The 25,711-nt window shown below is 65.0% G+C and carries 25 protein-coding genes and 1 tRNA gene; 16 read left to right on the top strand and 10 right to left on the bottom strand.

The window, feature by feature from the left end:
* Positions 1 to 80 precede the first annotated feature (80 nt).
* Together AMB_RS06205 and AMB_RS06200 are read left to right on the top strand one after the other, a co-directional pair.
* Positions 81 to 1,433 carry a cytochrome-c peroxidase gene (locus AMB_RS06205; RefSeq protein ID WP_011383634.1) on the top strand — a complete coding sequence of 451 codons (1,353 nt, stop codon included), beginning with the start codon at positions 81 to 83 and terminating at the stop codon, positions 1,431 to 1,433.
* A complete protein-coding gene (locus AMB_RS06200; protein WP_011383633.1) occupies positions 1,430 to 2,098 on the top strand; it encodes a Crp/Fnr family transcriptional regulator in 669 nt (222 codons plus the stop codon). The genes AMB_RS06205 and AMB_RS06200 overlap by 4 nt, the downstream gene beginning before the upstream one ends.
* Here the strand turns inward: AMB_RS06200 and AMB_RS06195 are convergent.
* Positions 2,067 to 2,723, bottom strand: a complete 657-nt coding sequence (locus tag AMB_RS06195; RefSeq protein WP_011383632.1) for a class I SAM-dependent methyltransferase — start codon at positions 2,721 to 2,723, stop codon at positions 2,067 to 2,069. The genes AMB_RS06200 and AMB_RS06195 overlap by 32 nt on opposite strands.
* 143 nt (positions 2,724 to 2,866) lie before the next feature.
* Between AMB_RS06195 and AMB_RS06190 the strand changes: the two genes are divergently transcribed.
* The 4 genes from AMB_RS06190 (at position 2,867) to AMB_RS06175 (ending at position 7,570) form a co-directional block, all read left to right on the top strand.
* Entirely contained in the window at positions 2,867 to 4,255 is a 1,389-nt protein-coding gene (locus AMB_RS06190) for a class II 3-deoxy-7-phosphoheptulonate synthase (RefSeq protein WP_011383631.1), read from the top strand.
* A 156-nt stretch (positions 4,256 to 4,411) separates the two neighbouring features.
* Complete coding sequence (locus tag AMB_RS06185; protein WP_011383630.1) at positions 4,412 to 4,882, top strand: MaoC family dehydratase; 471 nt, start codon at positions 4,412 to 4,414, stop codon at positions 4,880 to 4,882.
* Positions 4,883 to 4,974: 92 nt separating this feature from the next.
* Positions 4,975 to 6,672 carry a methyl-accepting chemotaxis protein gene (locus tag AMB_RS06180; protein WP_011383629.1) on the top strand — a complete coding sequence of 566 codons (1,698 nt, stop codon included), beginning with the start codon at positions 4,975 to 4,977 and terminating at the stop codon, positions 6,670 to 6,672.
* 1 nt (position 6,673) lies between these two features.
* Positions 6,674 to 7,570 (top strand): dienelactone hydrolase family protein, encoded by an 897-nt coding sequence (locus AMB_RS06175; protein WP_011383628.1) that lies wholly within the window; start codon positions 6,674 to 6,676, stop codon positions 7,568 to 7,570.
* A gap of 1 nt (position 7,571) precedes the next feature.
* On the opposite strand, the gene AMB_RS06170 is transcribed toward AMB_RS06175, so the two are convergent.
* Positions 7,572 to 8,363: a response regulator gene (locus tag AMB_RS06170; RefSeq protein WP_011383627.1), complete on the bottom strand. Its 792-nt coding sequence runs from the start codon at positions 8,361 to 8,363 to the stop codon at positions 7,572 to 7,574.
* A gap of 182 nt (positions 8,364 to 8,545) precedes the next feature.
* Between AMB_RS06170 and AMB_RS06165 the strand changes: the two genes are divergently transcribed.
* Positions 8,546 to 11,080 (top strand): EAL domain-containing protein, encoded by a 2,535-nt coding sequence (locus AMB_RS06165; protein WP_043743581.1) that lies wholly within the window; start codon positions 8,546 to 8,548, stop codon positions 11,078 to 11,080.
* A gap of 10 nt (positions 11,081 to 11,090) precedes the next feature.
* On the opposite strand, the gene AMB_RS06160 is transcribed toward AMB_RS06165, so the two are convergent.
* A complete protein-coding gene (locus tag AMB_RS06160; RefSeq protein WP_011383625.1) occupies positions 11,091 to 12,293 on the bottom strand; it encodes an MFS transporter in 1,203 nt (400 codons plus the stop codon).
* Positions 12,294 to 12,461: 168 nt separating this feature from the next.
* Here AMB_RS06160 and AMB_RS06155 point away from each other — a divergent pair, with 168 nt between their 5' ends.
* Genes AMB_RS06155 through AMB_RS06145 form a run of 3 tightly spaced genes read left to right on the top strand, consistent with a single transcriptional unit; the run spans position 12,462 to position 15,417 of the window.
* A complete protein-coding gene (locus AMB_RS06155) occupies positions 12,462 to 13,028 on the top strand; it encodes a hypothetical protein (RefSeq protein ID WP_231848998.1) in 567 nt (188 codons plus the stop codon).
* Positions 13,029 to 13,033: 5 nt separating this feature from the next.
* Entirely contained in the window at positions 13,034 to 14,320 is a 1,287-nt protein-coding gene (locus AMB_RS06150) for an HD-GYP domain-containing protein (RefSeq protein WP_011383623.1), read from the top strand.
* Between the two features lie 2 nt (positions 14,321 to 14,322).
* Positions 14,323 to 15,417, top strand: a complete 1,095-nt coding sequence (locus AMB_RS06145; RefSeq protein ID WP_011383622.1) for an FUSC family protein — start codon at positions 14,323 to 14,325, stop codon at positions 15,415 to 15,417.
* A gap of 134 nt (positions 15,418 to 15,551) precedes the next feature.
* Here the strand turns inward: AMB_RS06145 and AMB_RS06140 are convergent, their stop codons facing one another.
* Positions 15,552 to 16,448: an LOG family protein gene (locus AMB_RS06140; protein ID WP_043743578.1), complete on the bottom strand. Its 897-nt coding sequence runs from the start codon at positions 16,446 to 16,448 to the stop codon at positions 15,552 to 15,554.
* A 129-nt stretch (positions 16,449 to 16,577) separates the two neighbouring features.
* On the opposite strand from AMB_RS06140, the gene AMB_RS06135 reads away from it, so the two are divergent.
* Positions 16,578 to 17,252 carry an MBL fold metallo-hydrolase gene (locus AMB_RS06135; protein WP_011383620.1) on the top strand — a complete coding sequence of 225 codons (675 nt, stop codon included), beginning with the start codon at positions 16,578 to 16,580 and terminating at the stop codon, positions 17,250 to 17,252.
* 185 nt (positions 17,253 to 17,437) lie between these two features.
* Here AMB_RS06135 and AMB_RS06130 read toward each other — a convergent pair whose 3' ends face one another.
* A complete protein-coding gene (locus AMB_RS06130; RefSeq protein ID WP_011383619.1) occupies positions 17,438 to 18,277 on the bottom strand; it encodes a hypothetical protein in 840 nt (279 codons plus the stop codon).
* 201 nt (positions 18,278 to 18,478) lie between these two features.
* On the opposite strand from AMB_RS06130, the gene AMB_RS06125 reads away from it, so the two are divergent.
* From AMB_RS06125 to AMB_RS24015, 5 genes are all read left to right on the top strand, one after another.
* Positions 18,479 to 18,570 (top strand) — tRNA-Ser (locus tag AMB_RS06125).
* A gap of 447 nt (positions 18,571 to 19,017) precedes the next feature.
* Complete coding sequence (locus AMB_RS06120; protein ID WP_011383618.1) at positions 19,018 to 19,479, top strand: MucR family transcriptional regulator; 462 nt, start codon at positions 19,018 to 19,020, stop codon at positions 19,477 to 19,479.
* A 159-nt stretch (positions 19,480 to 19,638) separates the two neighbouring features.
* Positions 19,639 to 20,265 (top strand): cation transporter, encoded by a 627-nt coding sequence (locus AMB_RS06115; protein WP_011383617.1) that lies wholly within the window; start codon positions 19,639 to 19,641, stop codon positions 20,263 to 20,265.
* Positions 20,266 to 20,273: 8 nt separating this feature from the next.
* Positions 20,274 to 21,485: an MFS transporter gene (locus AMB_RS06110; RefSeq protein WP_011383616.1), complete on the top strand. Its 1,212-nt coding sequence runs from the start codon at positions 20,274 to 20,276 to the stop codon at positions 21,483 to 21,485.
* An 85-nt stretch (positions 21,486 to 21,570) separates the two neighbouring features.
* Complete coding sequence (locus AMB_RS24015) at positions 21,571 to 22,668, top strand: tetrahydromethanopterin S-methyltransferase subunit A (protein WP_050750645.1); 1,098 nt, start codon at positions 21,571 to 21,573, stop codon at positions 22,666 to 22,668.
* Positions 22,669 to 22,732: 64 nt separating this feature from the next.
* Here AMB_RS24015 and AMB_RS06100 read toward each other — a convergent pair whose 3' ends face one another.
* The 5 genes from AMB_RS06100 to AMB_RS06080 form a co-directional block, all read right to left on the bottom strand.
* Positions 22,733 to 23,128, bottom strand: a complete 396-nt coding sequence (locus AMB_RS06100; RefSeq protein ID WP_011383614.1) for a hypothetical protein — start codon at positions 23,126 to 23,128, stop codon at positions 22,733 to 22,735.
* Complete coding sequence (locus AMB_RS06095; protein WP_011383613.1) at positions 23,125 to 24,468, bottom strand: recombinase family protein; 1,344 nt, start codon at positions 24,466 to 24,468, stop codon at positions 23,125 to 23,127. Before AMB_RS06095 ends, AMB_RS06100 begins: the two co-directional genes overlap by 4 nt.
* Positions 24,465 to 24,914: a DUF2924 domain-containing protein gene (locus AMB_RS06090; protein WP_011383612.1), complete on the bottom strand. Its 450-nt coding sequence runs from the start codon at positions 24,912 to 24,914 to the stop codon at positions 24,465 to 24,467. The genes AMB_RS06095 and AMB_RS06090 overlap by 4 nt, the downstream gene beginning before the upstream one ends.
* Entirely contained in the window at positions 24,911 to 25,114 is a 204-nt protein-coding gene (locus AMB_RS06085; protein WP_043743576.1) for a hypothetical protein, read from the bottom strand. The genes AMB_RS06090 and AMB_RS06085 overlap by 4 nt, the downstream gene beginning before the upstream one ends.
* A gap of 155 nt (positions 25,115 to 25,269) precedes the next feature.
* Positions 25,270 to 25,623 (bottom strand): hypothetical protein, encoded by a 354-nt coding sequence (locus AMB_RS06080; RefSeq protein ID WP_011383610.1) that lies wholly within the window; start codon positions 25,621 to 25,623, stop codon positions 25,270 to 25,272.
* Positions 25,624 to 25,711: the final 88 nt, after the last annotated feature.

Genomic DNA, 25,711 nt, shown 5'->3' with positions numbered 1-25,711 from the left:
CCGTCTGTACCCTCGGATACAGATCCCCCTCCTGGGCGGCGCTACCATGGCTGCCGCAACGTCACGGGGGAGCCACGACCATGAACGCCGATCTATCCCAGGTGCTGGGCACCGGGGCCATGGTGGTCCTTTTCGCCACCTCGGCCCTGTTTTTGCTGGTTCGCATGGATCTGGCCCCGGCCGGAGGCCGCCCCGGCCCCCTGGACGGCGGCGGGCGCTGGTTCCTGGGCGCGGCGCTGGGCGTCGGAATCATCGCCTTTTCCCTCAAGCTGGCCATCATCCTGACCCTGTCATCGTTCCCCGAGCAGACCATCGCGCCGCTACTGCCCGATCCGGCCCTGGCGGTCCGGGAGGATGGCCGCACCGAATGGCCGCTCCTCGCCGGACCCGATGGCGGAGACCGCCCCTATCCCTGGCGCGCCCTGCCGGCGGTGGTGCCGTCGCCGCCCGACAATCCCACCACCCCCGCCAAGGTCGCCCTGGGCGAGCGGCTGTTCCACGACAAGGACCTGTCGCTCGATCACACGGTCTCCTGCGCCAGTTGCCATGACCTGCTGGGCGGGGCGGGCGGCGACCGGCGCGCCACCTCCCTGGGCATCCGGGGGATCGTCGGAGGCCGCAACGCCCCCACGGTCTGGAATGCGGCGTTCCAGTCGCGCCTGTTCTGGGACGGCCGGGCCGGATCGCTGGAAGAGCAGGCCATGGGGCCGCCGCTCAATCCCGACGAGATGGGCATGCCGTCCGCCGCCGCCATCGAGGCCCGCATCGGCGCCAGCCCCTCCTACCGCGAAGCCTTCGCCGAAGCGTTCGGCGACGACGCGCCCGTCACCATGCGGCGCATCACCCAGGCCATCGCCGCCTTCGAGCGGACCCTGGTCACCAATGACAGTCCCTATGACCGCTTCGTCCGGGGCGATGACAAGGCGCTCGATCCCGCCCAGAAGCGGGGGATGTGGCTGTTCCAGTCGGTGGGCTGCGTCATGTGCCATTCGGGGCCCAATTTCAGCGGCGCCTCCCTGGTGGGGCCGCAGAACCCCTATGCCCCGCTGATGGCCAGCCGATCCGCCCCTGCCCGCCGCCACGGCCTGACGGTGGACAAGGGCAAGGCGCCGGCCGGATCGGTGGACGGCCTCTGGCGCATTCCCTCGCTGCGCAACGTGGCGCTGACCGCGCCCTATTTCCACAACGGCTCGGTCAGCGAGTTGGAAGAGGCGGTGCGCGTCATGGCCACCGCGCAACTGAACGCCACCCTCAGCGAGGACCGCCGGCTGGGCAAGACGCCGTCCTGGTCCGTGGAAGGCGGCCGGTTCGAGGTGGTCGAGCGCCTGGTCCTTTCCGAGGCCGACATCCGCGATATCGCCGCGTTTCTCCGGGGGCTGACCAGTGATAGGCTGGCACGGCTCAGCCTTGATCGGGAAAGGGGGCCCGAATGAAGGAGATCACCCGTATCGCCACCTTCCGCGACCTGTCGGCCCAGGGACGCCAGAGGCTGGAAAGCGGCGCGCTGACCTATCGCTTCCCGCCCGGCAAGACCATCATCGAGAAGGGCCAGGACGTTTCCGGCGCCTATTTCGTGCTGGAGGGAAGCCTGCGGGTCTTCACCCTGCTGCCCGGCGGCAAGGAAGCCACGCTGTACCCTATCCGGCCGGGCGAGACCTGCGTCCTGGCCATGAACAGCCTGTTCAACGACCTGCTCTATCCCGCCTGGGTCCAGACGGAAGAGCAGCCCACCACTGTCGCCGTGGTGCCCGGCCGCCTCTATCGCGCCCTGTTCGAGACCGAGCCGGTGATCCAGGACCTGACCGTGCGCACCCTGTCGACCCTGGTGTTCCGGCTGATGGCCGAACTGGACCAGGTCCACGCCTGCACGGTGGAGCAGCGCCTGGGCAATTTCCTGGTGGTCCGCGCCTCGGGCAAGGGCGAGGTGCGCCTGACCCAGCAGGAGATCGCCGGCCATATCGGCACCACCCGCGAGGTGGTCGCCCGCCTGACCAGCCGCATGGCGGCGCGGGGACTGATCGCCACCGGACGGGGGAAGATCACCCTCCTCCAGCCCACCGCCCTGGTCAGTCCGGCCGGGACGGAGGATTGCGGATGAACCGCACCCACTGGAACGCCTGAACCTTGCCCGCCGGGGTCACGTGGTCCTGACGCGTCTCCTCCACCAGACGGAATTCCGGTCCCAGCAGGGCGCAAAGGCTGGCGACATCGTGGCGGCGGACGGGCAGGCCCGAGCATGTCTCCGGCCCTTCGGGGGCGAAGGTGGCGAGGATCACCGTGGCCTCGGGTCCCAGCGCCGCCTTCATCTGCTCCACATAGCGGGCCTGATCGCCGGGATCGGTGAGAAAGTGCAGCACGGCGCGGTCGTGCCACAGGTCGAACAGGCCGGGCACCGGCCGCCAGGCCAGCACGTCCGCCTCGATCCAGGTGACGTCGTCACCCAGCGGTCCCAGGCGCTCGGCGGCCTGGCCCAGCGCCGCCTCGGCGATGTCGAGCACCGCCACATGCACGTAGCCCCGCTCCAGCAGCCGGTCCACCAGCACCGAGGCCCCGCCGCCCACGTCGATGATGGCCGCATCCCGGCGCAAGCCGGCGGCGGCGATCATGGCCAGGGAAGGGGCCGGATCATCCTGGTGCCAGGAGACCTCCTCCGGCTGCTTGGCCGTCCAGACATTCTGCCAGTGGGTGGCGGTGCCGCTCATTTCGATCCTCGGATTTTTCATGGCCGTATCTCGTCGTCCGGGCTGGAAATATAGCGCCCGGAGTCGTATAGAGAACGGCCCTGGGTTTCGCCAAGCACGAAACGTCGGGTAGAGAACGACTTTTCCGTTTCGCACCTCGCGAAGCGTCAGGAGATTGAAGTCCCATGTCCGAGAACTGGTCGCCGGAAAGCTGGCGCGCAAAGCCGATCCATCAGGCTCCCACCTACCCCGATTCGGCCAAGCTGGCCGAGGTCGAGGAAAGCTTGCGCAACTTTCCCCCGCTGGTCTTCGCCGGCGAGGCGCGGCGCCTGAAGGCGTCCCTGGCCGACGTGGCCGACGGCAAGGCCTTCCTGCTGCAGGGCGGCGATTGCGCCGAGAGCTTCGCCGAGTTCCACGCCAACAATATCCGCGACACCTTCCGGGTGCTGCTGCAGATGGCGGTGGTGCTGACCTATGGCGCCGCCATGCCGGTGGTCAAGGTGGGCCGCATGGCCGGTCAGTTCGCCAAGCCGCGCTCGGCCGACACCGAGACCATCGACGGCGTGACGCTGCCCAGCTATCGCGGCGACAACGTCAACGGCAGCGAATTCACCGCCGAGGCCCGGGTGCCCGACCCCCTGCGCATGATCCGCGCCTACAACCAGTCGGCCGCCACGCTGAACCTGCTGCGCGCCTTCGCCCAGGGCGGCTATGCCGACCTGCATAAGGTGCACCAGTGGACGCTGGGCTGCGTCGCCGGCACCTTGCAGGCCGCCCGCTACCAGGATCTGTGCGACCGTCTGGACGAGACGCTGGCCTTCATGGAAGCCTGCGGCATGACCTCGGACACCACGCCGCAACTGCGCGAGACCGATTTCTTCACCTCGCACGAAGCGCTGCTGATGCCCTACGAGCAGGCGCTGACCCGCATCGATTCCACCACCGGCGACTGGTACGACTGTTCCGCCCACATGCTGTGGATCGGCGAGCGCACCCGCCAGATGGACGCCGGCCACGTGGAGTTCCTGCGCGGCGTCAAGAACCCCCTGGGCTTCAAGGCCGGTCCCGGCATGAGCCCCGACGACCTGCTGCGCCTGATCGACCGCCTCAATCCCGAGAACGAATCGGGCCGCATCACGGTGATCACCCGCATGGGCGCCGAAAAGGTCGAGCAGGTGCTGCCCGGCCTGATCCGCGCCGTGGAGCGCGAGGGCCGCAAGGTGGTGTGGTCGTGCGACCCCATGCACGCCAACACCATCAAGGCGGCGGGCGGCTACAAGACCCGTCCCTTCGACGCCATCCTGGCCGAGGTCCGCGCCTTCTTCGCCGTGCACAAGGCCGAGGGCAGCCATGCCGGCGGCGTGCATTTCGAGATGACCGGCCAGGACGTCACCGAATGCATCGGCGGCATGACCGGCGTCGCCGAGGAGGATCTGGGCGACCGCTATCAGACCGCCTGCGATCCCCGCCTCAACGCCACCCAGTCGCTGGAACTGGCCTTCCTGATCGCCGAGCAGCTCAAGGACGAACGCGCCCTGCTCCGCGCCAAGGCCAAGGCGAAGCGCAAGGATTGAGACCTAAGTGCGACGAGCCTATCTCATCGCACTTTGGTTAGGCCCAAGGGGCCGCGCGCCTTATGGCGCGGAAGGCAAGGGCGCGGAGGCGCCCGCCCGCCGCATGAGGGCTGCTTTGTCCGGCACCGGACAAAGCATGTGGACATAGGAGATCCGATGACCTTCGCCTCCCCCATCACCGACCGCTGGTTCGAGGATTACGTGCCCGGCGCCGTGCACGAGTTCGGCTCCATCACGGTGGAGGAGGACGAGGTCATCGCCTTTGCCAAGCGCTATGACCCCCAGGACTTCCACACCAATCCGGTGGCGGCCAAGGACACCATCTTCGGCGGCCTGATCGCCAGCGGCTGGCAAACCTGCGGCCTGATGATGCGGCTTTACGCCGAGCATTACCTGACCAAATGCGCCAGCCTGGCCTCGCCCGGCGTGGACGAGCTGCGCTGGGTGCGCCCGGTGCGCCCCGGCGACAGCCTGTCGGTGAGGGTCACCATCGAAAACGCCGTGGCCTCCAAGTCCAAGCCTGATCGCGGCGTGGTGACCTCGTTCATCGAGGTGCTCAACCACAAGGCCGAAACGGTGCTCAGCATGCGGGCCATCAACATGATCGCCCGGCGTCATCCCGGCTGAACGACCTGATCGTTCACCGCTGGAAGTTATAGGCCGACAGGATTACTCTTTAGCCAATGGCGATATAAGCCAATGTTGGGGAGGAGGAATCCATGTTGGGAAAATCAGGGATTCTGTTGAAGCTGATGACCACCGCCGTCCTGGCGCTGGTGGGATTCGCCATTCTGTCCGCGGTGGCGCTGACCCAGTTGCGGCAATCCATGCTGAACGACCGCATCGAGAAGGTCGCCGCCCTGGCCGAAGTGGCGCGGGGCACCCTCAAATCCTTCCATGACCGCGCCAAGGCGGGTGAGTTCGACGAGGCCACCGCCAAGGCCCAGGCCATCGAGACCCTTCGCCCCCTGCGCTACCAGGGCGATGAATACTTCTTCATCTACGATTTCGACGGCGTCAATGTGCTGCATCCCGTCCGGCCCGAGCGGGAGGGCAAGAATTTCATCGACAGCAAGGACGCCGACGGCAAGGCCTATATCCGCGGCATGATCGAGGGGTCGAAGACCGGCCGGGCGGTGGAATTCTACAAATTCCCCCGCCCCGGATCCGACGCCCCCGTCCCCAAGGTTTCGGTCGCCTTGTCCCATGCGCCGTGGAAACTGATGGTCGGGACCGGCATCTATATCGACGACATCGACACCGCCTTCAACGCCGCCGCCCTTCGCTTCGCCGGCATCGCCCTGGTGGTCTGCCTGGTGGCCCTGGGTCTGGTCACCGTCTTGTCCCGTGACATCGCGGCACCGCTGCGGCGCCTGGCCGAGGTGGCGCAGCGGCTGGCCCGTCAGGACTATTCCGCCCAGGTGGAAAAGACCGAGCGCAAGGATGAGATCGGCCTCCTGATCGCCGCCGTCGCCGTGCTGCGCGACGAGGCGGCCAGCGCCGCCGAAGCCCGTGCCGCCCAGCAGGAGAGCTATCGGACGGCCAGCATTCAGCGCAAGCAGGCCCGCCTGCAACTGGCCGACGACATCGAAAGCTCCATCAAGCGGGTCACCGACGTGGTGGTCCAGGCGGTGGGGGAAATGGAAAGCGCCGCCGCCATCGTCTCGGGCGCGGTGGGCGAGGCCGGAGCCAAGGCCGGAGCCGCCGCCTCCTCCGCCGAACAGGCCTCGGGCAACGTCGCCACCGTCGCGGCGGCGGCCGAGCAACTGTCGGCTTCCATCAGCGAGATTTCCCGTCAGGTGCACGAATCCTCCGACACCTCGGGCCGAGCGGTGGCCGAGGCCGAGCGGACCAATGCCCTGGTCCAGGGATTGGCCGAGGCGGCGGGTCACATCGGCGAGGTGGTGACCCTGATCAACGATATTGCCGGCCAGACCAATCTGCTGGCGCTCAATGCCACCATCGAGGCGGCCCGCGCCGGAGAGGCGGGAAAAGGGTTCGCGGTGGTGGCGGGAGAGGTCAAGCACCTCGCCACCCAGACCGCCAAGGCCACCGACGAAATCTATAATCAGGTCAACACCGTCCAGGCCCGCACCAGGGAGGCGGTGGATGCCATCGCCTCCATTGCCGCCACTATCGGCCGCATCAATGAAATTGCCGGAGCCATTGCGGCCGCCGTCGAGGAACAGGGCGCCGCCACGGCCGAGATCGCCCGCAACGTCCAGCAGGCCTCGGCGGGCACCCAGGAGGTCTCCTCCGCCATGGGGTCATTGGCCGCCGCCACCGCCTCGGCGGGAAGCAGCGCCGATTCCGTCCAGGGCATCGCCAAGCGGCTGACCTCGGAGGCCCAGGCCCTCGACCGCGAGGTTCACCAGTTCATGGTCTCCATGCGCAGCGACCAGGGGGCGGAAAGCTAGAATGATCGGAAGGCTGCTGATCGCCGTCCTCCTCGGCTGGGGTGCCTCCGCCCTGGCTGTGGAGGTTCCTCCGCCGGAGGAGTTGCGTGCCGCCGCCATCCAGGCTCCCGACCTAAGCTTTCCCGCCGCCCCCTCACCCCTGACCGAGACGGCGGTTCCGGGCATGGCGCTGTTCAAGCCCGATGGCCCCGGCCCGTTTCCCGCTCTCGTCCTGTTTCACCAGTGCGGCGGGCTGGGGCAGCGCGGCCGCACCAATCTCTCCATGCTGGACTGGGCGCGGCGCGCAGTTGAAAAAGGCTATGTGGTCCTGCTGATAGATGCCCTGAACCAGCGCGGAGTCGATTCCGTCTGCTTTGGCCCCAGGAACGGACTGGTTTTCGCCCGGGGCGTCCGCGATGCCTTCCAGGCCGCCCGCCATCTGCGCGCTCTGCCTTATGTGGATGCCAGGCGGGTCGGGCTGGCTGGCTGGTCATGGGGCGCCATGGTCGGCCTGCTGGCCTCGCGCGCCTCGTGGGCGGAAGCGCTGGCCGAGGGCGAGGGCTTCCGCGCCGTGGTTTCCATGTATCCCGGCTGCTTCACCATCCGGCCGCGCTTCACCTCGGCCTTCGACATCGCCGGCCCGGACGTGACGGTTCCGCTGCTGGTGCTGATGGGCGGTCAAGACACCGAGACCCCGGCCGACGACTGCCTGCCGCCTCTCGAAGCCGCAAGGGCTGCGGGGGCGCCGGTGGACTGGCACCTGTTTCCCGACGCCACCCATTGCTGGGATTGCCGCCAGTTGGACGGCCATTCCAGGACCACGGTCCGGGGCAGCCAGGTCACCTATCACCACGACAGATCCGTCACCGAGGAATCCGCCCAACGGATGTTCGGCTTCCTCGGCGAGGCGATGCGGTAACCTAGATCAGGAACAGGTTGTCCAGCGCCTTGAACAGGTCGTCGGCGAAGGTGGCGCCCTTGAACAGCACGGGAATCCTCTTGGGCAACAGCTTGAGGATGTCGTCGTCCTTGTCCAGGCTGGTGATCACCGCCAGGGGGATGTTGCGGGTGCTGGGCATGGCCGACAGGGCCATGGCGAGATCGATGCCTTCCAGGTCGGGCATCATGGCCGAGATGATGACAAGATCGGGCTTGGTCTCCACCACCATGGCGAAGGCGCGAAGGGAATCGGCCATCAGCGACACTCGGTAGCCGCATTGCTGCAGCTCGCGCTCGACAAAGCGAGTCTGGGCGCCATGGGGCATCACCAGCAGCACTTCCACGTTGCGGATTTCGATGTCGCCCAGATCGAAGCCAAGCTTGACCGGCAAGGAGCGTACCAGCGCGGCGGGGTCGGTATCGGCGGCCTGGCCCTGGGCCATGCGGCTCATCAGATCAAAATAGCCGGAGAGGTCGTCCCACATGCGGGGCGGCGCCACTTCCGGAGTGTTGGCCAGGTATTCCTCCAGCCGGTGGGCCACCGTGGCCAGCCTGTGCATGGCGTAATTGGAAGCCTGGCCCCGAAACTGGACGGCGGCGCGGCGGCAATCGGTGACCAGCTTGCGTATATCACCCCGTCCATTACGGACGGCGTCCATCTCCACGTCGAGGGCTTGCAGGGTTTCCGTCAACTCATCGACGAATTCCAGCCGCAGCTGTTCAACGACTTCCTGGGCATTCCTGCCATGATGACCATTCGCAGAATCCGACATCGATGCGAATCCGCCTTTCTATTACGGGACAACGACCCGAACACCCTTGGGCACTCTAGCCGAGACGGGGCGCTATGACCATGGTTTTACGGCGGCCCGCATCCCCCTGGGGAGTTGCGCCACCCGCCGAGTTGGGGGAAACTGGCCGCCGGGCGCTTGTTTCAAGTCAGGATAAATCTTCCGTGTCATCCGACCAGACCATTGACCGCATCGTACAGAAGACCCTGCTCAACTGTTCTCCCGCGTCCACGATCCTCGAAGCCGCCCAGGCCATGGCGGCCGCCCATTGCTCGTCCATCGTGGTGGTCGAGGACGGCAAGCCGGTCGGCATCTGGACCGAGCGCGACGCCCTGGCCATCAATATCGCCGACCCGCAGGCGTTCCAGCGCCCCATCTCCGACGTGATGAGCACGCCGGTCAAGACCATCCGCACCGGCAGCACCATTGGCGATACCGGCATGCGCTTCAAGCTGGAGGGCGTGCGCCATTTCGTGGTGGTCGACGAGGCCGGCGAGGCCATGGGCATCGTCAGCCAGAGTGACGTCATCCTCGGCCATGGCGTCGAGCACTTCCTGGTGCTGCGCCCGGTGCGCTCGGCCATCTCGCGCCCCATGGTCACCATTCCCAACGATGCCAGCCTGGCCCAGGCCGTCACCCAATTGCGCAATGCCCGTGCCGACGCCGCCATCGTGCTGGGCGAAGGCGACCTGCCTCCCGGCATCATCACCGAGCGAGACGTGCTACGCCTGATCGCCGGAACCGGCCCCATCCCCGCCACCGTGGGCGAGGTGGCCAGCCGGCCGCTGCTGACCATCACCGAGGAAGACTCGCTGCTGGCGGCGCGCGCCATGCTCGAGCAAAAGCATATCCGCCACATCGGCATCACCAGGATGGACGGCGAACTGGTCGGCCTGCTGTCCTTCTCGGACATCCTGGCCACCCTGCAATACGAATACGTCCACCGCCTGGACGAGGCGCTGAAGGAGCGCGACGCCGCCCTGCTGCGCTCGCGCAAGGACCTCAATCTGGCCCGCAAGGTGATTGAGGCCTCGCTGGACGGCATCATGATCGTCGACTCGACCCAGAAGATCGAGTTCGTCAATCCCGCCTTCACCCACATGACCGGATACACCGCCGAGGAAATCATCGGCAAGAATCCCAATGTGCTGAAGTCCGGCCATCATGACGAGACCTTCTACAAGCACATGTACACGGTGCTGGAAGCCCAGGATTACTGGCAGGGCGAGATCTGGAACCGCCGCAAGAACGGCGAGATCTACCCCGAGTGGCTGACCATCAACGTCATCCGCGACGATACCGGCGATATCACCCAGTACGCCGCCATCTTCAGCGACATCACCGAGCGCAAGAAGACCGAGGAGCGGATCAAGAACCTGGCGTATTTCGACGTCCTGACCGCCCTGCCCAACCGGCGGCTGTTCACCGACCGCCTGCAGATCGCCATCGCCAACGCCCATCGCCACGGCCAGCAACTGGCGATCATGTTCCTCGACCTCGACCTGTTCAAGCGCATCAACGATTCCCTGGGCCACGGCGTCGGCGATCAGGTTCTGGTGGAAACGGCGGCCCGCATCAGCCATTGCGTCCGCGAAGGCGACACGGTGGCGCGCCTGGGCGGCGACGAATTCACCGTCCTGCTGCCCGAGCTGGACCACCTGGAAGACGTGGCCAAGCTGGCCGAGCGGGTCATCGCCCACGTCAAGCAGCCCTTCCTGGTGGACGACAACGAGCTTTATGTCACCACCTCCATCGGCATCGCCGTCTATCCCGAGGACGGCACCACCGTCGAGGCGCTGATCAAGAATGCCGATACCGCCATGTACCGGGCCAAGGATCTGGGACGCAACAGCTACCAGCTTTACACGGCGGCCATGAATGCCCGCTCGTTCGAGCGCCTGACCATGGAATCCTCGCTGCGCCACGCCCTGACCCGCGAGGAGTTCCGTCTGGTCTATCAGGTCAAGGTGGATTCCGAGGACGGACGCATGTCAGGCGTCGAGGCGCTGGTCCGCTGGCATCATCCCGAAATGGGCCTGGTCTCGCCGGTGGACTTCATCCCCCTGGCCGAGGCCATGGGAGTGATCTCGGATATCGGCGAATGGGTGCTGCGCACCGCCTGTCGCCAGTGCAAGCATTGGATGGACCTGGGCCTGCCGCCGGTGCGCATCGCCGTCAACGTCTCGGCCCAGCAATTCGTCGAGACCGACGTGCCGGAAGTGGTGGCCCGCGCCCTGCGCGAAACCGGCCTGCCGCCCCAGTATCTGGAACTGGAACTGACCGAGACCGTGCTGATGCAGCGGGTCGACGAGGTGGTGGCCGTGCTGAAGTCGCTGCGCGCCATGGGTGTGCGCATCTCCATCGACGATTTCGGCACCGGCTATTCCAGCCTGTCCTATCTGAAGCGCATGCCCATCGACGCGCTGAAGGTGGACCGCTCCTTCGTCAACGACATCTTCGACGGCCAGTCCAAGGTCACCGAGGATGGCGCGGAGATCGTCTCCACCATCATCAATCTGGCCCACAACCTCAAGCTCAAGGCCATCGCCGAGGGTGTCGAGACTCCGGAGCAGGCCGAGTTCCTGCGCTCCAAGGGCTGCGACGAGGTCCAGGGCTACCTGATCAGCCGCCCGGTCTCGGGCGAGGATCTGATCAGCCTGTTCGACCGCAACCTGCTGCCCCAGGGCAAGGTGGACTGACGGATGCCCCCTACTCCGCCGCCGCCGGCACCGCCGTGCGGCCCCGCTCTCCCGGCAATTGCCAGGCGGCCAGGGCCACCAGACCGGCGGAGACGGCCAGGACGGTGAACACCGTCTCGAAGCCGCCGCCAGCCCCGCGGATCAGCGACACCATGGGCACCCCCAGGCCCGAGACCCCGAAGGACAGGACGAATTTGAGGCCGAAAGCGGTGCCGCGCCATTTGGCCGGGGTATAGCGCGACAGCAGCAGGTTCTCGGCGGGAATGCCCGCCATGTTGAAGCTGACCGCCAGCACCGCCACCAGCAGCAGGCCCGGGCCGCTGGCATGGGCAAGGCCCAGCAGCAGCGGCACCTGGATCAGCGCGGCCAGCAGGTAGATGCGCTTGGGGCTGATGCGGTCGGCCAGATGACCGGCCAGAATCTGAGTCAGACCGGCCAGCAGATAAACCACCGTCACGCCGCCCGCCGCGGCCCAAAGACCGAACTCGCCCAGGCGCTCCTCGAACAGCTTGGGCAGCGACGGCTGGGTGGCCTGATAGACCAGACCGGCGCACAGCATGGTCACCGACAGCACGATGCCGGCCCGCACGGTCTCGCCCCGATCGGCCACCGGCTCGGGCTTGCGGTCCTGCTTGTTCTCCACCACCACGCCCCTGGCCACCATGACCAGGAACAGCAGGCCGGTGCCCAGAACCACCATGCCCGGCAAGATGAAGGCGGCGCGCCAGCCCGACAGGGCGATCAGCCCGCCCGCCACCACACCGGCCAGGGCGGGACCGACGCCGCCGAACACGCCGTTCAGGCCGATGGCCTTGCCCTTGTCCACGGCGTTGCGGACCAGCCAGGAAATGCCCACCGGATGGTAGATGGAGCCGAACAGCCCCATGAAGCCCAAGGCGACGGCCAGCATCACCGGCCCGTGGGACAGGCCGACGGCGATGGCCGCGGCGCCTAAGCCAATGAAATAGACGGCCATCATGCCCACGGTGCTCCAGCGGTCGCCCAGCCACCCGGCCAGGGGCGCCGGCAGGCCGTAGAGCAGCTTGCCCGCCACGATCAGCGCCAGCACCTCCTCGTAGCTCAGCCCCGTCTCGGCGGGCAGAAACAGGGCGACGATGAAGAAGATGGGCTCGAAGATATGGGCATAGGCGTGCCCGGCACAGGAAAAGGCCAAAGAGGCCCTGGCGGAACGCTGGCTGACGGCGGAAGACATGGAGAGCGACTCGTAACGGGACAACCGGTCTGACCACTTTGGCACCCCGCCCGAGCCCAAAGCAACATCAACGTCACCGTCCACAACCGGCGGCGGGCTTGCATCATGCAGGAGATTCAACGACATTGTCGGATACGCCTTTTTCTCCGACCGTGGCGGTTTCCTTTCATGAGCATGTCGACCGTCCTCATCATCAGCCTTGCGGCGGGAGTGATCCTGGTCGTGGGCGGTGGCCTGCTCATGTACATGGCCCAGTTGGTGAAGAATGCCTATGAGTTGAAGATCCAGATCAATTCCGAGGTGGACGAACGCCTCACCAAGATGACCGAGGATCTCGACAAGAAAAGCCGCTGGATCAAGCGTGATCTGATCGAGGAAATCGAGAAGATCAAGATCGCCATGGAAACCTCCAACGCCAACAAATTCAACGAACTGACCGAACCTTTCATCAAGCGTCTCGAAACCATGGAAGAGACGCTGCGCAAGGACCGCGCCGACTGGACCAAGGCGCTGAACGAGGACCGCGAGGTGATCCAGAAGGTGGATGCCAAGCTGGGGGCCCTGCGCCGCGAGATGAAGCAGCCGGAAGCCAATCCCTCCCTCGATGCCGCCATGGCCAGCCTCGCCGCCGCCAAGGCCGCCGGGGCCGAGGCCCAGGACGCCGCCGCCGCGCCGGCTCCGCCCGACGTCACCACCATGAATGGCTTCCTGCCCGACCTGGGCAAGAAGGCCTGAGTCCCATGCCCGCCGAGGCCTCGCTGAACCGCCAGTTGGCCCTGCGCCTGGGCGTCGGCGGGCTGGCCATCGCCATCATCCTGGGCGCCGCGACCTTTATCTACGAGATGCGGCGCATCGACGCCCCCTTCGTCGAGGAAGCGGTCGAGCAAGCCCGCACCCTGTCGACGCAGCTTCCGCCGCGGCTGGATTCCACCACCCGGACCGAGGTCAAGGCCCGCCTTTCCGCCTTCCTGAAGGAACGGCGCGGCGCCGCCGATCATTTCGCTGGGGCGGAGATCTATACCGCCGAGAAAACCGCCCTGGCCGAGGCCATGGCCGAGGACAACGGCATGCTCGCCCAGGCGGTCGACCGCTCCCGCCACGTTTTCCCCGAGCCGGGCGAGACCTGGTACACCAAGCACATCGTCGGCGGCGAGCTCTACCTGCTGGTGCTGACCGGCCTCACCGCGCCCGACAACAGCCGGCTGGGCTATTTCGAGGGTGTCTACCATGTGTCGCGCATCCGCGTCGCCGGCGCCAGCCGGGCGGGACTGCGCACCTCGATCCTGGTGATCCTCTCGGTCCTGGCCACCTCGGGCCTGCTGTTTCCGGTGATCAAGCGCCTGAACCGCTCGCTGGTGGAGCGCTCGCGCTCCCTGCTCCACGCCAATCTGGGCGCCATCGAGATGCTGGGCAACGCCATCGCCAAGCGCGACAGCGACACCAGCAGCCACAATTACCGCGTCACCCTCTACGCCCTGCGCCTGGCCGAGGCTCTCCGCCTGGACGCGGCCCATATCCGTTCGCTGCTCAAGGGCGCCTTCCTGCACGACGTGGGCAAGCTGGCCATTCCCGATGCCATCCTGCTCAAGCCGGGCAAGCTGGACGATGCCGAATTCGCCATCATGAAGACCCACATCACCCACGGCCTGGATCTGGTCCAGCGCTTCGCCTGGCTGAAGGATGCCGCCGCCGTGGTCGGCCACCACCACGAGAAATATGACGGCAGCGGCTACATGGCCGGGCTGGCCGGCGATCAGATTCCGCTGGCCGCCCGCATCTTCGCCATTGCCGACGTGTTCGACGCCCTGACCTCCAAGCGCCCCTACAAGGAGGCCTTCCCCGTCGCCCAGGCCACCGCCATCATGGCCGCCGGACGCGGCAGCCACTTCGACCCCGCCCTGCTCGGCCTGTTCTTTTCCATGGCCGGCGACCTGTACGGAGAGTTCGGCGGCCGCGAGGACGACGGCCTGAAGCACACGCTGCGCGTCCGCACCCTGCACTATTTCGAGGAAGCGCTGGAACGGTGACGATGATGCCCCCATGGAATCGGTTCCTGAGGCTTCTTTCCGAGGAACTGCGCCACTTCACCACCATCCATCCCAGCGACCGGTCCTGGCAGATGCCGCTTGCCGCCGCCCTGGCATCGGGGCTGCCGCTCCTGGTGGGCTGCTCTTTCGATCGCCTCGATTACGGCATGGTGTCGTCCCTGGGCGGCATGGTGTTCCTCTATCTGCCGCCGACGCCGCTGTACCACCGCATGGTGCTGCTGATGGCCTCGGCCTTCGCCATGATCGCCTGTTACACCCTGGGGATGATGAGCCACCTCATCCCCGTGCTGATGATGCCGGTTCTGGTGTTCATCGCCATTCTGACCACCATGCTGTGTCGGTACTATCGCGTCGGCGTTCCCGGCAGCCTGTTCTTCATCATGGCGGCCTCGATCGGCGCCTATTCCCCGGTCGAGCTGCTGCAGATCCCCCTGATGGTCGGCCTGCTGAGCATGGGCGCCCTGCTGGCCAGCCTGATCGCCTTTTTCTACAGCCTGGAGATGCTCCGCCTGCGCCCCGCCGCGCCGATCGAGCCCCTGCCGCCGGCCAGCTTCGACTTCGTCATCTTCGATTCCGTGGTCATCGGCGCCTTTGTCGGAGCCTCGCTGGCCCTGGCCCAGGTCCTGCACCTGGAAAAAGCCTATTGGGTGCCGGTCAGCTGCCTGGCGGTCATCCAGGGCACCTCGCTGCGGGCGGTCTGGAACCGCCAGATCCATCGCATCGTCGGGACCGGACTGGGCATGCTCCTGGCCTGGGGCCTCTTGTCGCTGCCGCTGAACAACTGGGGCATCGCCGTCACCATGATGCTGCTGACCTTCGCCATCGAGACCGCGATCGTCCGCCACTACGCCTTCGCGGTGGTCCTGATCACCCCGCTGACCATCCTGCTGGCCGAAGCCGCCACCATGGGGCAGGGATCGGCGGCGGAACTGATCCAGTCGCGGTTCATCGATACCTGTCTGGGAAGCTTTGTCGGCCTTCTGGGAGGAATCTGCATCCACAGCCCCCGGTTCCGGGCCGTCACGGGGAAATATCTGCGCCGGCTGATCCCCACCCGGTTCCAGCCCCCGGCCTGAAACCGGAAGTATCACCGCCCCGATCTGCCTGCCGATTGGGCGGCGGATCGAGGCGGCGGCCCATCCCTCCCCAGGGATCTGCAACACGCCTCGATCGTAGACCTACGTATGGGATTGTAAATCGGGTCCCGACCCTATTTGGGCAGGCGATAGAAGTCGGCGATATAGTTCCAGGCTTCCTCGGCGGTTTCCACGAAGGTGAAGATGCTCTTGTCCTCGGGAGCGACCATGCCTTCGTTGATCATGGCATCGATATTGATCACCCGTTCCCAGTATTCGCGGCCGAACAGCAGGATGGGAATCGGTTCGATCTTGCCGGTCTGGATCAGGGTCGCGGCCTCGAACAATTCGTCCAGGGTGCCGAAGCCGCCGGGAAACACAACCAGCGCCTTTGAGCGCGTCAGGAAGTGCATCTTGCGGATGGCGAAATAGTGGAAGCGGAAGCACAAATCCGGCGTGATGTAGGAATTGGGCTCCTGCTCCATGGGCAGCACGATGTTCAGCCCGATGGACTTGCCGCCGATGTCGTCAGCGCCGCGATTGGCGGCCTCCATGATGCCGGGACCGCCGCCGGTCTTGACCACGAAATCACAGACATGCTCGCCGGCGCAGGTACTGGTGACGATGCGGGCGAAGCGCCGGGCCTCCTCGTAATAGCGGCTGTTGGCCACCATGCGCCGGGCCACGGCCAGCCGCCGGGCCGCCTGACGGTCCTTGGGGCGGTTGCGCGCCTCCTCCTCGGCCAGGCCCAGCACGGATTGGGCGCGTTCGGGCGAGGGAATGCGCGCCGAGCCGAATACCGCCACCGTCGACTTGATGCCGTGCTGCTGCTGCAGCAGTTCGGGCTTCAGCAGTTCCAGTTGCAGCCGGATCGGCCGCAGATCCTGGCGCAGCAGGAAATCCACGTCCTCGAAGGCAAGGCGATAGGACGGCGAGGCCGTCTGAGCCGACGACGCGCCGGGCAGACCGGATTCGGAAACTTCGCGCCGGGCCGAGACGAACGGACCAAGCTTACGGAACGTCTTACGCATAAAAAAAGATCTCCTCGCCCCACCCGAAAGCCAAGCTTCAGTGTCCACCCGGCACCCTTACCATGCCGTAAAGGCGAAAGCATTGCTTGGAAAGCGTGGCCGGCTTCGCTATAGGGGAGGGAACTTATCATGGACGAGACCAGAGTCATGACCCTTCAGCAGTTCGGCGATTTCGGCGATTTCTCCCTGTCGGTCCTGGTGACCAGCCCGCCCTGGTACGAGAACTGCTATCTCGTGGTGCACAAGCCGACCAATACCCTGGCCATCGTCGATCCCGGCGGAGACGGAGACCGGATCCTGGAAGCGGTGGCCGCCACCGGCGCCAAGCCCGAGGTGATCTGGCTGACCCACGGTCATCCCGACCATCTGGGCGCGGCCCATCAGATCGAGACGACGCTGGGCATCTCCACCCGCGCCCATGCCGACGAGACCCAGGTGATCTCCACCTCCAGCGATCTCAACCGTACCTTCACCGGCCAGCCGCAAAAGGGCCCGGGCAGCCTGCAGACCTTCACGGGCGAACCCACCGAAAGCCTGGGCGGTGCCCCGGTGCGGGTGATCCATACCCCCGGCCATACGCCCGGCGGCATCTGCCTGGATTTCGGCGGCTTCGTGCTGACCGGCGACACCCTGTTCCGCAACGGCGTAGGCCGCACCGACCTGCCGGGCGGCAGCGAACAGCAATTGTGGGCCTCCATCAACCGCCTGCTGGGCCTGCTGGACGACGATGCCATGCTGTTCTCGGGCCATGGCCCGGAATGGGCGGTGCGGGAAGCCCGCCGCTGGTGGCGGATGGTGGGATAGAGTTTTTCGCAAATACAGTTTCAGGCTGACAGGCTGCGGAACAGCCCGCTTGCGCGGCAGGGCGACCGCCCTGACCCGTTCTTTAAAAAGCTGAAGGGTTCGGGAAGCTGTGCTTCCTGCTTGGGGGATCGGGGGCAAAAGCCCCCGAAGCGGAGTGCCCCCGCAGCCTGTTAAACTCCAGCCCCCTACTCCCAGAGCTGAATGGGCACCAGACGCATTCCCGCGGGCAGAACCGCCCGGCGGAGGTCCAGTTCGTTGGGCGTCACCGGAATGCGCACCGAGCCCGACCCCAGGGGCAACTCCACCACCCGGCCACCCAGGGAATCGTCGGAATAGCTCACCAGCTTGGTGGCCGACAGGGTGGCGCGCAGCATGCCGGCCCGCATGGAATCGTCCACCACCAGCACAGCGCGGCGCAGTACACGGCCGGGCGCGGCATAGGTGAACACCGCAACACCGCCCTTGGAGGCGTATTCCTCGTCGGCCCGCGACAAGGCCGCCATGCGCCGCGCCTCGGGCTCGAAGGTGAAGGTGACCAGCGGCAGGTCGGCATCGAACAGCCAGTTGCCGTTGGCCAGGGAATAGGCCGTGCGCCGCCCGGCGGTTTCGGTCCAGAACAGGAAATCATCGCCCAGACTGGCGGAATGGGCCGCCACGCTGATGTGGAACAGCGGCGCTTTGCGCAGTTCCGACGGCGCCCCCACCAGCCACGCCGACAGGCTGGCCCGGCCGACTCCGTCATCGCCCACCGTCACGCGCTGGCGCAGCAAGGTGCGGCGCGGCCGCGGCTCGCCGGTGATGGGGACGGATACGACGGTGTAGGTGGTGTTGACCAGTTTGGAGGTGATGCGCCCGCGCTCGTCGCGCATGGAAAAGGCCGAGCCGCCCGCCAGGACGGCCTCGTCATGACCGACAGCCCCCACGGCCATCATGATGAATCCGGTCGCAACCAGAATCGGCATGGTGAACAGCGTCACCAGACCGGCAACGATCGCTCCCGCGACAAACGGCCACGTACTGCGCATTCCTCCTCCCCATAGGAGCGGCCGGCTCCCCGAACACTTGTCACCTTACGACGGCCTTGCCTTCGCCGCAACCCGGGGGCTGTGCCACTGCGGAAGCCGCCCACGATTCCTTTGCCGATCATGAAAAAGGAAGCGTTGACGCCCGCTTTGGCTTTGGTTAGAAACGTCGCTCCGGCCAATGCGGTAAACAACCGCCTCTGCGGAGGGGTGGGTGAGTGGCTGAAACCAACGGTTTGCTAAATCGTCCAGGGACCTAAATCCCTGCGCGGGTTCGAATCCCGCCCCCTCCGCCAATTACTTCAAAGAACATATTCTCTGACGCAGTGAGCCTTGGGCAAAAGCCCGAGGTTCTGCGCCATTTTCGGCCTATAGCCGTTGACCGCCGTCCCGTGGGGCTGCGGCGTTCAGGCCGAATTTGCCTTCTCTCTCCTCGTATTTCTCCAAAAGCCGTTGACCGAGCCGCTTCAAGGTAAATGGAAAAAAGGCATTGACCTGCAACGGGTTCGCACAAATCAATAACTATTTGTTCTGCATAATTTATTGTGTGCCGCCATATTCTTCCAGATAAAGACAATATATTCCTTACTGCTTGATTCTGCGACACACTACCCACTGCGGCCTCAATCTACGTTTTTCGATCCTCTGCGCCATACATCGCTCGAACGCGGCGAATGCGAGCTTGCCAGCTTGTATGAGTCGGGAGAATGTTGGCTTCCTCATTAAGCTAGCGCAGGTCCACTATGATTGGCGTGACCGCCCGTATCGTCAGTGCTTTCGTTCGCGGCAACGCCGTGGCGGTGGAAGATCTTTCCGATCTGATCCGCACCACCTATGCCGCGCTGGTCACCACGGCAATGCCAATGCAGGTGCCGTTGACTGATCAGCCTCGCCCGGCCGTGCCGATCAAGAAATCGGTCCAGCCCGATGCGGTCATTTGCCTGGAATGCGGGAAGCCTCAGAAAATGCTGAAGCGCCATCTGGCGACCAGCCACGGCCTGTCGGTGACCGACTATCGCACCAAGTGGTCCCTGCCTGCCGATTACCCGGTTGTCGCCCCTAGCTATGCCGAGCATCGGTCGGCAATGGCCATCAAGATCGGCTTGGGGCGGAAACGGAAAAAGACGGTTGAACCGGAAGAAGTCGTGGAGAGCAAGCCTCGCCACCATTACCCTGCGTCCCGATGGTCGAAGCCCACACCATAAATACGGAGCTTCAGCCAATCGGCTTTTTCATCAAATCTCCAGGCTCAACGCCAGTTACCCGAGGATGATGGTCGATTTTTCTGTCATGACCTTTTGACCCAGTATCTGCTACGGGGTCCATTTTGCCACCACCTTCATCCTGAAGGCAGGAGAAACGGCATGTCGGGTTGTTGTGAAGGGCAGTGCGAGGGGGCGAAGGACGATCCGCGCTACTTGCGCATCCTCCAGGTCGCCTTCGCGGTCAATACGACCATGTTTCTGGTCGAGGTCGTCGCGGGCTTATTCGCCGGGTCCGCTGCCTTGCAGGCGGATGCTCTCGATTTTCTCAGTGATGCCGCCAATTATGGAATCAGCCTTTTTGTCCTTGGAAAGGCGCTCCGACACCGTGCCATCGCAGCCATGGTTAAAGGGAGCAGCATGGCCGCATTTGGTCTTTGGGTGTTGGGAAGCACGGCATGGCACGCATGGTTCGGATCATTGCCCAAGGCGGAGATCATGGGGGCTGTAGGTTTCCTGGCGCTGGCGGCGAACGGCACGGTGGCCGCACTGCTGTTCACCTACCGGAACGGTGACGCCAACATGCGCTCGGTATGGGTCTGTTCCCGCAACGACGCCATTGCCAATGTGGCTGTGATGCTGGCCGCGACCGGTGTCTTCGCCACCGGCACCCATTGGCCGGACATCATCGTTGCCGCGCTGATCGGCGGACTTAATCTTACCGGTGCGGTGGGCGTCATGGCGCAGGCTTCGCGTGAAATACGCCGCACCACCCCTGCCACTGGATAATCAAGGCAATGAACGAACCATCCGTTGTTCCCGGAGATCAGGCCGGTTCTGGCCTGCCTGCGCAAGCCATTCCCAAGGGCGTCTGGGCACTAGGCTTCGTCAGCCTGCTGATGGACACCTCGTCGGAGATGATCCACAGCCTGCTGCCGGTGTTCCTGACCTCGGTGCTGGGCGTCAGCGCCCTGTCGATCGGCATCATCGAAGGTATCGCCGAGGCGATTGCGGCCATCACCAAGGTGTTCTCCGGCGCGATCAGCGATTGGGCGGGCAAGCGCAAGCCGCTGGTGCTGTTCGGCTATGGCCTCGCCGCCCTGACCAAGCCGGTGTTCGCCCTGGCTCCCTCATTGGGCTGGGTGATCACCGCCCGTTTTGCCGACCGTTTGGGCAAGGGCATCCGGGGGGCGCCCCGTGACGCCCTGGTGGCCGACCTGACGCCGCCGCATCTGATGGGAGCCGCTTTCGGGTTGCGTCAGTCGCTCGATACGGTAGGAGCCTTCGCCGGGCCGATCATCGCCATCCTGGTGATGGGGCTGACCAGTGACGACTACCGGCTGTTATTCTGGATCGCCACCATCCCGGCGCTGCTGGCGGTGCTGTTGATCGTCTTCGGCATTCGGGAACCTACCACCCACAAGGGGGCGGCCAAGGCCCGCCTGTCCTGGGCCGAGGTCAAGCGATTTCCCCTGGCCTATTGGGTGGTAGTCGCCATTGCCATGCTGATGACTCTGGCCCGATTCAGCGAGGGCTTCCTGCTGCTGCGGGCGCAGTCGGTCGGGCTGCAAGCCGCTTTGGTGCCGCTGGTCTTCGTCGCCATGAACATCGTCTATGCCGCAAGCTCCTATCCGGTCGGCCATCTGTCCGACCGGCTGGGGCGGCGTGGGCTGCTGCTGGGCGGTTTCTCTGTCCTGATCGTCGCCGATCTGGTGCTGGCCCAGGCCAGCGGCATTGCCCAGGTCATGGTGGGCGTGGCGCTATGGGGGCTGCACATGGGCATGACCCAGGGGCTGCTCGCCACCCTGGTTGCCGACACCGCCCCGGCCAGCTTGCGCGGCACCGCCTTCGGCGTGTTCAATCTGGCGTCCGGCATCGCCCTGTTGTTCGCCAGCGTGATCGCGGGCTGGCTATGGACCGTCATCGGTCCATCGGCAACCTTCCAGGCGGGAGCAGCCTTCACCGCCATCGCCGTCGTGGCCCTGCTGTTCTGGCGGGGAGATCGATGATGATGGCGCAACGGAATATTCCGTCATTCTAATGAATTGTGGTGCCCGTCGTGCTATGGTTTGCGACAGCAAACAGGAGTGTTCGATGCTGGCTGCCGTGGAGACCATCCATCACGAGTTGGGGACGGCCATCGGTCTCGCCAAATGCCGGAAGTGCGGCTGTCTTGGCGAATTCCTTGACGGTCTGGTGTTGGCAGTGGACCTGCCCACCGAAGCGATGGCCCTGGTCGAGGAGGCTCGGGCAGGGCGGCAGCGGATGGAGGCCGTCGAATACCCGTGCCTCGGCTGCTCCCACTGCTATCCGGCGGTGGCCTCCAATGCTCTGGCTCAAGCGTTCCCCCAGCTTGATCTCCATGCGGCCTGCGGTTTCGAGATCCGGGAGGGGTGGCCGCCGGTTCCCGGCGATTACTTCGTGCTGTGCCATGGGGCTGATTGCACCGTGGCCGTCTCCACCCTGGGCGATGTCGCCCTGGCAGCACGGATCGCCGATCTCAAGCCACCGGCCCTGTGCATGGTCGGCAAGACCGAAACCGAGAACATCGGCATCGACAAGGTGGTGCGCAACGTCGCCGCCAATCCTGACATCACCACGCTCATTCTTGTCGGCCAAGACCCGCCGGGGCACCAGCCGGGCCGCACGCTGCTGGCCCTGGCCGAAAACGGCGTCGATGAGGCCATGCGGGTGATCGGCTCACCCGGCAAGCGCCCGATTTTGCGGAACGTGACCCCGGACGAGGTGGCGACCTTCAGGCAACGTGTCCAGATCATCGACCTGATCGGGGAAATCGACCCAGGGCGTATCATCGCTGCTATCGAACAGCACAACACCCCGGCCCCGCAGAAGCCGTCCTGCGGCTGCTCGTCCTGTCCCACCACGTCCCCGGCGACCAGTGAACCGCCGATGGTCCAGGCCGGGGAGCCGAGATCCATCGAGATGGACAAGGCGGGCTACTTCGTGGTCCTGCCGCAACGCCCGGAGAGACGGCTTCTCGTCGAGCATTACGGCTACGACAACGCCTTGCTGCGGCGAATCGAAGGGGCAGATTCCCGCACCATCTACTGGACGATCATCGAGAACGGCTGGGTGAGCCAACTCAGCCACGCCGCCTATCTCGGCAAGGAGTTGGCGCGTGCCGAAGCGGCGATGCTGCACGGCTATGAATACACCCAGGATGGCGCCTGACCCGAAACCCCACCAGCAGGACGTCGGTATCGTTCTGGCGAACACAGGTTGAGGGGGCAATAACTCAATGCCCCAACACTTCCCGCTGCCGCTCCCACTCCATCGGAATGTTGTCCATCAGATCGGCCAGTTGCAAGGTGCGCGGCTGGCGGCCATCAAGGATCATTTCGACGATATCGGGGGCCAGAAGGGTCAGGCGGTAAATGCGGGTGAGATAGGAGGGAGTGATTTTTTCCTCCTCGGCCAGTTCGGTCAGGGAACGGACGCTGCCGTTTTCCAGCATCCGCTTCCACCGATATGCACGGGCCAAGCCCTTCAGCAACGTGTCGTCGGGGCTGGAATTGGGGCGGACGGGTACTGTGTTGTCTTCGGGCACGATCACCAGCTTGCGCCCGCCATGCCGGCGGATATTCAGGGGCACCCGAACGGTGAAGGTGTCGATACTGATCTTGTCGGTCATGCGGCGCTCCGAGCGTTCTGGAGGGCGGTGATGTCGGCCACGACGCTGGACAGCCCTTCGGCTCGCAGGCGCAAGTCCGCCCCGTCGGTCGAGATGGCCACCTGTTCGACCATCAAATGGAGGATGCGGGCCTGCTCGGCAGGGAAGAGTTCATCCCAGACCTCATCGAACCGGTCGAGAGCGGCATGCAGATCCGTCGCCGCCACATGCGGGGCCATCCGTTCCGCCCGTGCCCGGATTTCCGGGGCACGCAGCAGGGCGCGGACCTGCCCGATCACCGCCGTCTCGATCTCGCCCGCGGCGACGCTACGCACCGGGCAGGACTCATGGCCAGCGGTGATGGCCTTCATGCAGGTATAATAGCGGTACAGCCGCCCTTTCTTGCGGGTGTGGCTGGGCGTCATGGCCCGGCCGCAATGGGCGCAGATTACCAACCCCTTCAATGGGGCCGGGGTGGTGGCACGGGCCGCCGCCGCGCGTTTCATGGGGGCGTTGTCGGCCTTCACCGCCTCGATCCGTTCCCAGGTGGTCAGGTCGATGATGGCCGCATGTTCGCCCGCATGGGATTCACCCTTGTGGACGGCCTCACCCAGATAGACCCGGTTGCCGAGCATCTTGTAGAGGAAGTTCTTGGTGAAGGGCACGCCCTGGCGCTCCTTGCCGTCCTGGGTGACCCAGGACTTGGTGCGATGGCCAGCGGCGTTCAGTTCCTTGATCAGCAGGGTGGCGGAACCAACCTGCAGGAAGCGGCGGAAGATGTGGCGCACCAGATCGGCCTCGGCCTCGTTGACCACCAGCTTGCGGGCCACCACGTCATAGCCGAGCGGCGGCACGCCCCCCATCCACATCCCTTTCCTGCGTGAGGCGGCGAATTTGTCGCGGATGCGTTCACCGATCACCTCTCGCTCGAATTGGGCAAAGGACAGCAGGATGTTCAGCGTCAGCCGCCCCATGGAGGTGGTGGTGTTGAAGGACTGGGTGACCGAGACGAAGGTGACGTCGTTGCGGTCGAACGCCTCGACCAGCTTGGAGAAATCCATCAAGGAGCGGCTGAGGCGGTCGATCTTGTAGACCACCACCACATCGACCAGCCCGGCCTCGATGTCGTTCAGCAGGCGCTTCAGGGCGGGCCGTTCGAGATTGCCGCCGGAAAACCCACCATCATCATAGCGGTTGGGCACCGGCACCCAACCCTCGGCCCGTTGGCTGGCGATATAGGCTTCGCAGGATTCCCGCTGGGCATCCAGGCTGTTGAATTCCATCTCCAGCCCCTCTTCCGAGGACTTGCGGGTATAGACGGCGCAGCGGACTTTTCGAATCGGCTTATTTGGAGCGCTCATTTGCCACCTCCCAGGGCACCGGAGCGCCGAAGCCCAAAGAACAGCGGCCCATTCCAGCGGGTGCCGGTGATGGCGCGAGCCACCGCCGACAGGCTCTTGAACCGGCGGCCCTGATATTCATAGCCATCGGCCTCCGTCGTCACCTCGTGCATCACGCCTTGCCATTCGCGGATCAGCTTGGTGCCGGGGATCGGGGTGTCCAGATCCCTGGGCTTGGCCTTCTTCGGATTCTCCAATTCGTAAATCAGATCGTCGATGCGGCGTTCAGCCTTCGCCGACAAGCCGCCGAAGGCCAGTTCCTGCAGGCGATAGGCCAGCCGCCGGACCAGGAAGGTGCGATTGTAGGGCGGCGGCTCGGTGCCGGTCAGGTCTCGCCACATTTCCCTGAGCCTGGGCGTCGGCAAGACGGGCAGCCCGGCGATTTGTGTCAGGAGCGCGCTGGTCATTTGCGGAAAATCCTCTGTTTGTTCTCCGGTGCATGGACGCTCTGGTGGGCGGTGAAGTCGAGGGAACTGTCTCCGCTGTTGGCAGATAAAGACCTGGACTTCCGGTCGATCAGACGCATGGCGCCGGTGGACAGGATTTCCGCGACTTCGTTCAGGCGCTCGGAAGCGCTCATATGGCGGGGATGCAGGGCGATGCTCATGGGGTGGTTCGCATTCCGAAACTGGCAGGCTGATTGTGTTTCGGAAGCTAGCCACCCCCGGCACGCCATAGCAATCCAGGGGCGGATGATTCGGTAGCGGATGGGGTTTCGCCGTGAGTCTGAACCGCTTATCCCGGCATCAGAATCACTGTCCTCTATGCATCGGCCATATGCATGTCAACGACCGCCAGGGCATCGACAAGCGCCGTGCGAATCTCCCCCAACGCCAAGCCCGCAATCATTTCTGAGTGTCCCGCCAGGACCAGAAACATCCCCATGACGGCCTTTGAATGCCGGGCCAGATCGACCAGATGTTCTCCGCTGGGACCGTTGGTTCCGGCGAACCAGTTCTTGACCGTCCGCTCGCTGGCGCCAGTCCAGCGCATGGCCGTCTTCACCCCCTGATGACTGGAACCGAGATCATTCCGCAAGGCGGCTGCGATCTGTTCTGCGTATGTGCCGTTCGCTCCGGTGTTTGCCGGAAAAACTTTGCCCTTTTTCGGCAACATTTTTCCCTCTCCTTCCTTGTAATATTCAGCAAATCAAGGAAAGGAAGGATGCAGTTACGGTGACGGATGAGAACCGACAGGAGTTAAG

The organism is Paramagnetospirillum magneticum AMB-1 (genome assembly GCF_000009985.1).
Classification (GTDB): Bacteria; Pseudomonadota; Alphaproteobacteria; order Rhodospirillales; family Magnetospirillaceae; genus Phaeospirillum; species Phaeospirillum magneticum.
This window is presented reverse-complemented; position numbering and strand designations above follow the sequence as displayed.

Excerpts from the sequence above, each read along its gene's own strand:
- AMB_RS06205 (WP_011383634.1), top strand. The coding sequence starts at position 81 with ATGAACGCCGATCTATCCCAGGTGCTGGGCACCGGGGCCATGGTGGTC.
- AMB_RS06200 (WP_011383633.1), top strand. The coding sequence starts at position 1,430 with ATGAAGGAGATCACCCGTATCGCCACCTTCCGCGACCTGTCGGCCCAG.
- AMB_RS06195 (WP_011383632.1), bottom strand. The coding sequence starts at position 2,723 with ATGAAAAATCCGAGGATCGAAATGAGCGGCACCGCCACCCACTGGCAG.
- AMB_RS06190 (WP_011383631.1), top strand. The coding sequence starts at position 2,867 with ATGTCCGAGAACTGGTCGCCGGAAAGCTGGCGCGCAAAGCCGATCCAT.
- AMB_RS06185 (WP_011383630.1), top strand. The coding sequence starts at position 4,412 with ATGACCTTCGCCTCCCCCATCACCGACCGCTGGTTCGAGGATTACGTG.
- AMB_RS06180 (WP_011383629.1), top strand. The coding sequence starts at position 4,975 with ATGTTGGGAAAATCAGGGATTCTGTTGAAGCTGATGACCACCGCCGTC.
- AMB_RS06175 (WP_011383628.1), top strand. The coding sequence starts at position 6,674 with ATGATCGGAAGGCTGCTGATCGCCGTCCTCCTCGGCTGGGGTGCCTCC.
- AMB_RS06170 (WP_011383627.1), bottom strand. The coding sequence starts at position 8,363 with ATGTCGGATTCTGCGAATGGTCATCATGGCAGGAATGCCCAGGAAGTC.
- AMB_RS06160 (WP_011383625.1), bottom strand. The coding sequence starts at position 12,293 with ATGTCTTCCGCCGTCAGCCAGCGTTCCGCCAGGGCCTCTTTGGCCTTT.
- AMB_RS06155 (WP_231848998.1), top strand. The coding sequence starts at position 12,462 with ATGAGCATGTCGACCGTCCTCATCATCAGCCTTGCGGCGGGAGTGATC.
- AMB_RS06150 (WP_011383623.1), top strand. The coding sequence starts at position 13,034 with ATGCCCGCCGAGGCCTCGCTGAACCGCCAGTTGGCCCTGCGCCTGGGC.
- AMB_RS06145 (WP_011383622.1), top strand. The coding sequence starts at position 14,323 with ATGATGCCCCCATGGAATCGGTTCCTGAGGCTTCTTTCCGAGGAACTG.
- AMB_RS06140 (WP_043743578.1), bottom strand. The coding sequence starts at position 16,448 with ATGCGTAAGACGTTCCGTAAGCTTGGTCCGTTCGTCTCGGCCCGGCGC.
- AMB_RS06135 (WP_011383620.1), top strand. The coding sequence starts at position 16,578 with ATGGACGAGACCAGAGTCATGACCCTTCAGCAGTTCGGCGATTTCGGC.
- AMB_RS06130 (WP_011383619.1), bottom strand. The coding sequence starts at position 18,277 with ATGCGCAGTACGTGGCCGTTTGTCGCGGGAGCGATCGTTGCCGGTCTG.
- AMB_RS06120 (WP_011383618.1), top strand. The coding sequence starts at position 19,018 with ATGATTGGCGTGACCGCCCGTATCGTCAGTGCTTTCGTTCGCGGCAAC.
- AMB_RS06115 (WP_011383617.1), top strand. The coding sequence starts at position 19,639 with ATGTCGGGTTGTTGTGAAGGGCAGTGCGAGGGGGCGAAGGACGATCCG.
- AMB_RS06110 (WP_011383616.1), top strand. The coding sequence starts at position 20,274 with ATGAACGAACCATCCGTTGTTCCCGGAGATCAGGCCGGTTCTGGCCTG.
- AMB_RS24015 (WP_050750645.1), top strand. The coding sequence starts at position 21,571 with ATGCTGGCTGCCGTGGAGACCATCCATCACGAGTTGGGGACGGCCATC.
- AMB_RS06100 (WP_011383614.1), bottom strand. The coding sequence starts at position 23,128 with ATGACCGACAAGATCAGTATCGACACCTTCACCGTTCGGGTGCCCCTG.
- AMB_RS06095 (WP_011383613.1), bottom strand. The coding sequence starts at position 24,468 with ATGAGCGCTCCAAATAAGCCGATTCGAAAAGTCCGCTGCGCCGTCTAT.
- AMB_RS06090 (WP_011383612.1), bottom strand. The coding sequence starts at position 24,914 with ATGACCAGCGCGCTCCTGACACAAATCGCCGGGCTGCCCGTCTTGCCG.
- AMB_RS06085 (WP_043743576.1), bottom strand. The coding sequence starts at position 25,114 with ATGAGCATCGCCCTGCATCCCCGCCATATGAGCGCTTCCGAGCGCCTG.
- AMB_RS06080 (WP_011383610.1), bottom strand. The coding sequence starts at position 25,623 with ATGTTGCCGAAAAAGGGCAAAGTTTTTCCGGCAAACACCGGAGCGAAC.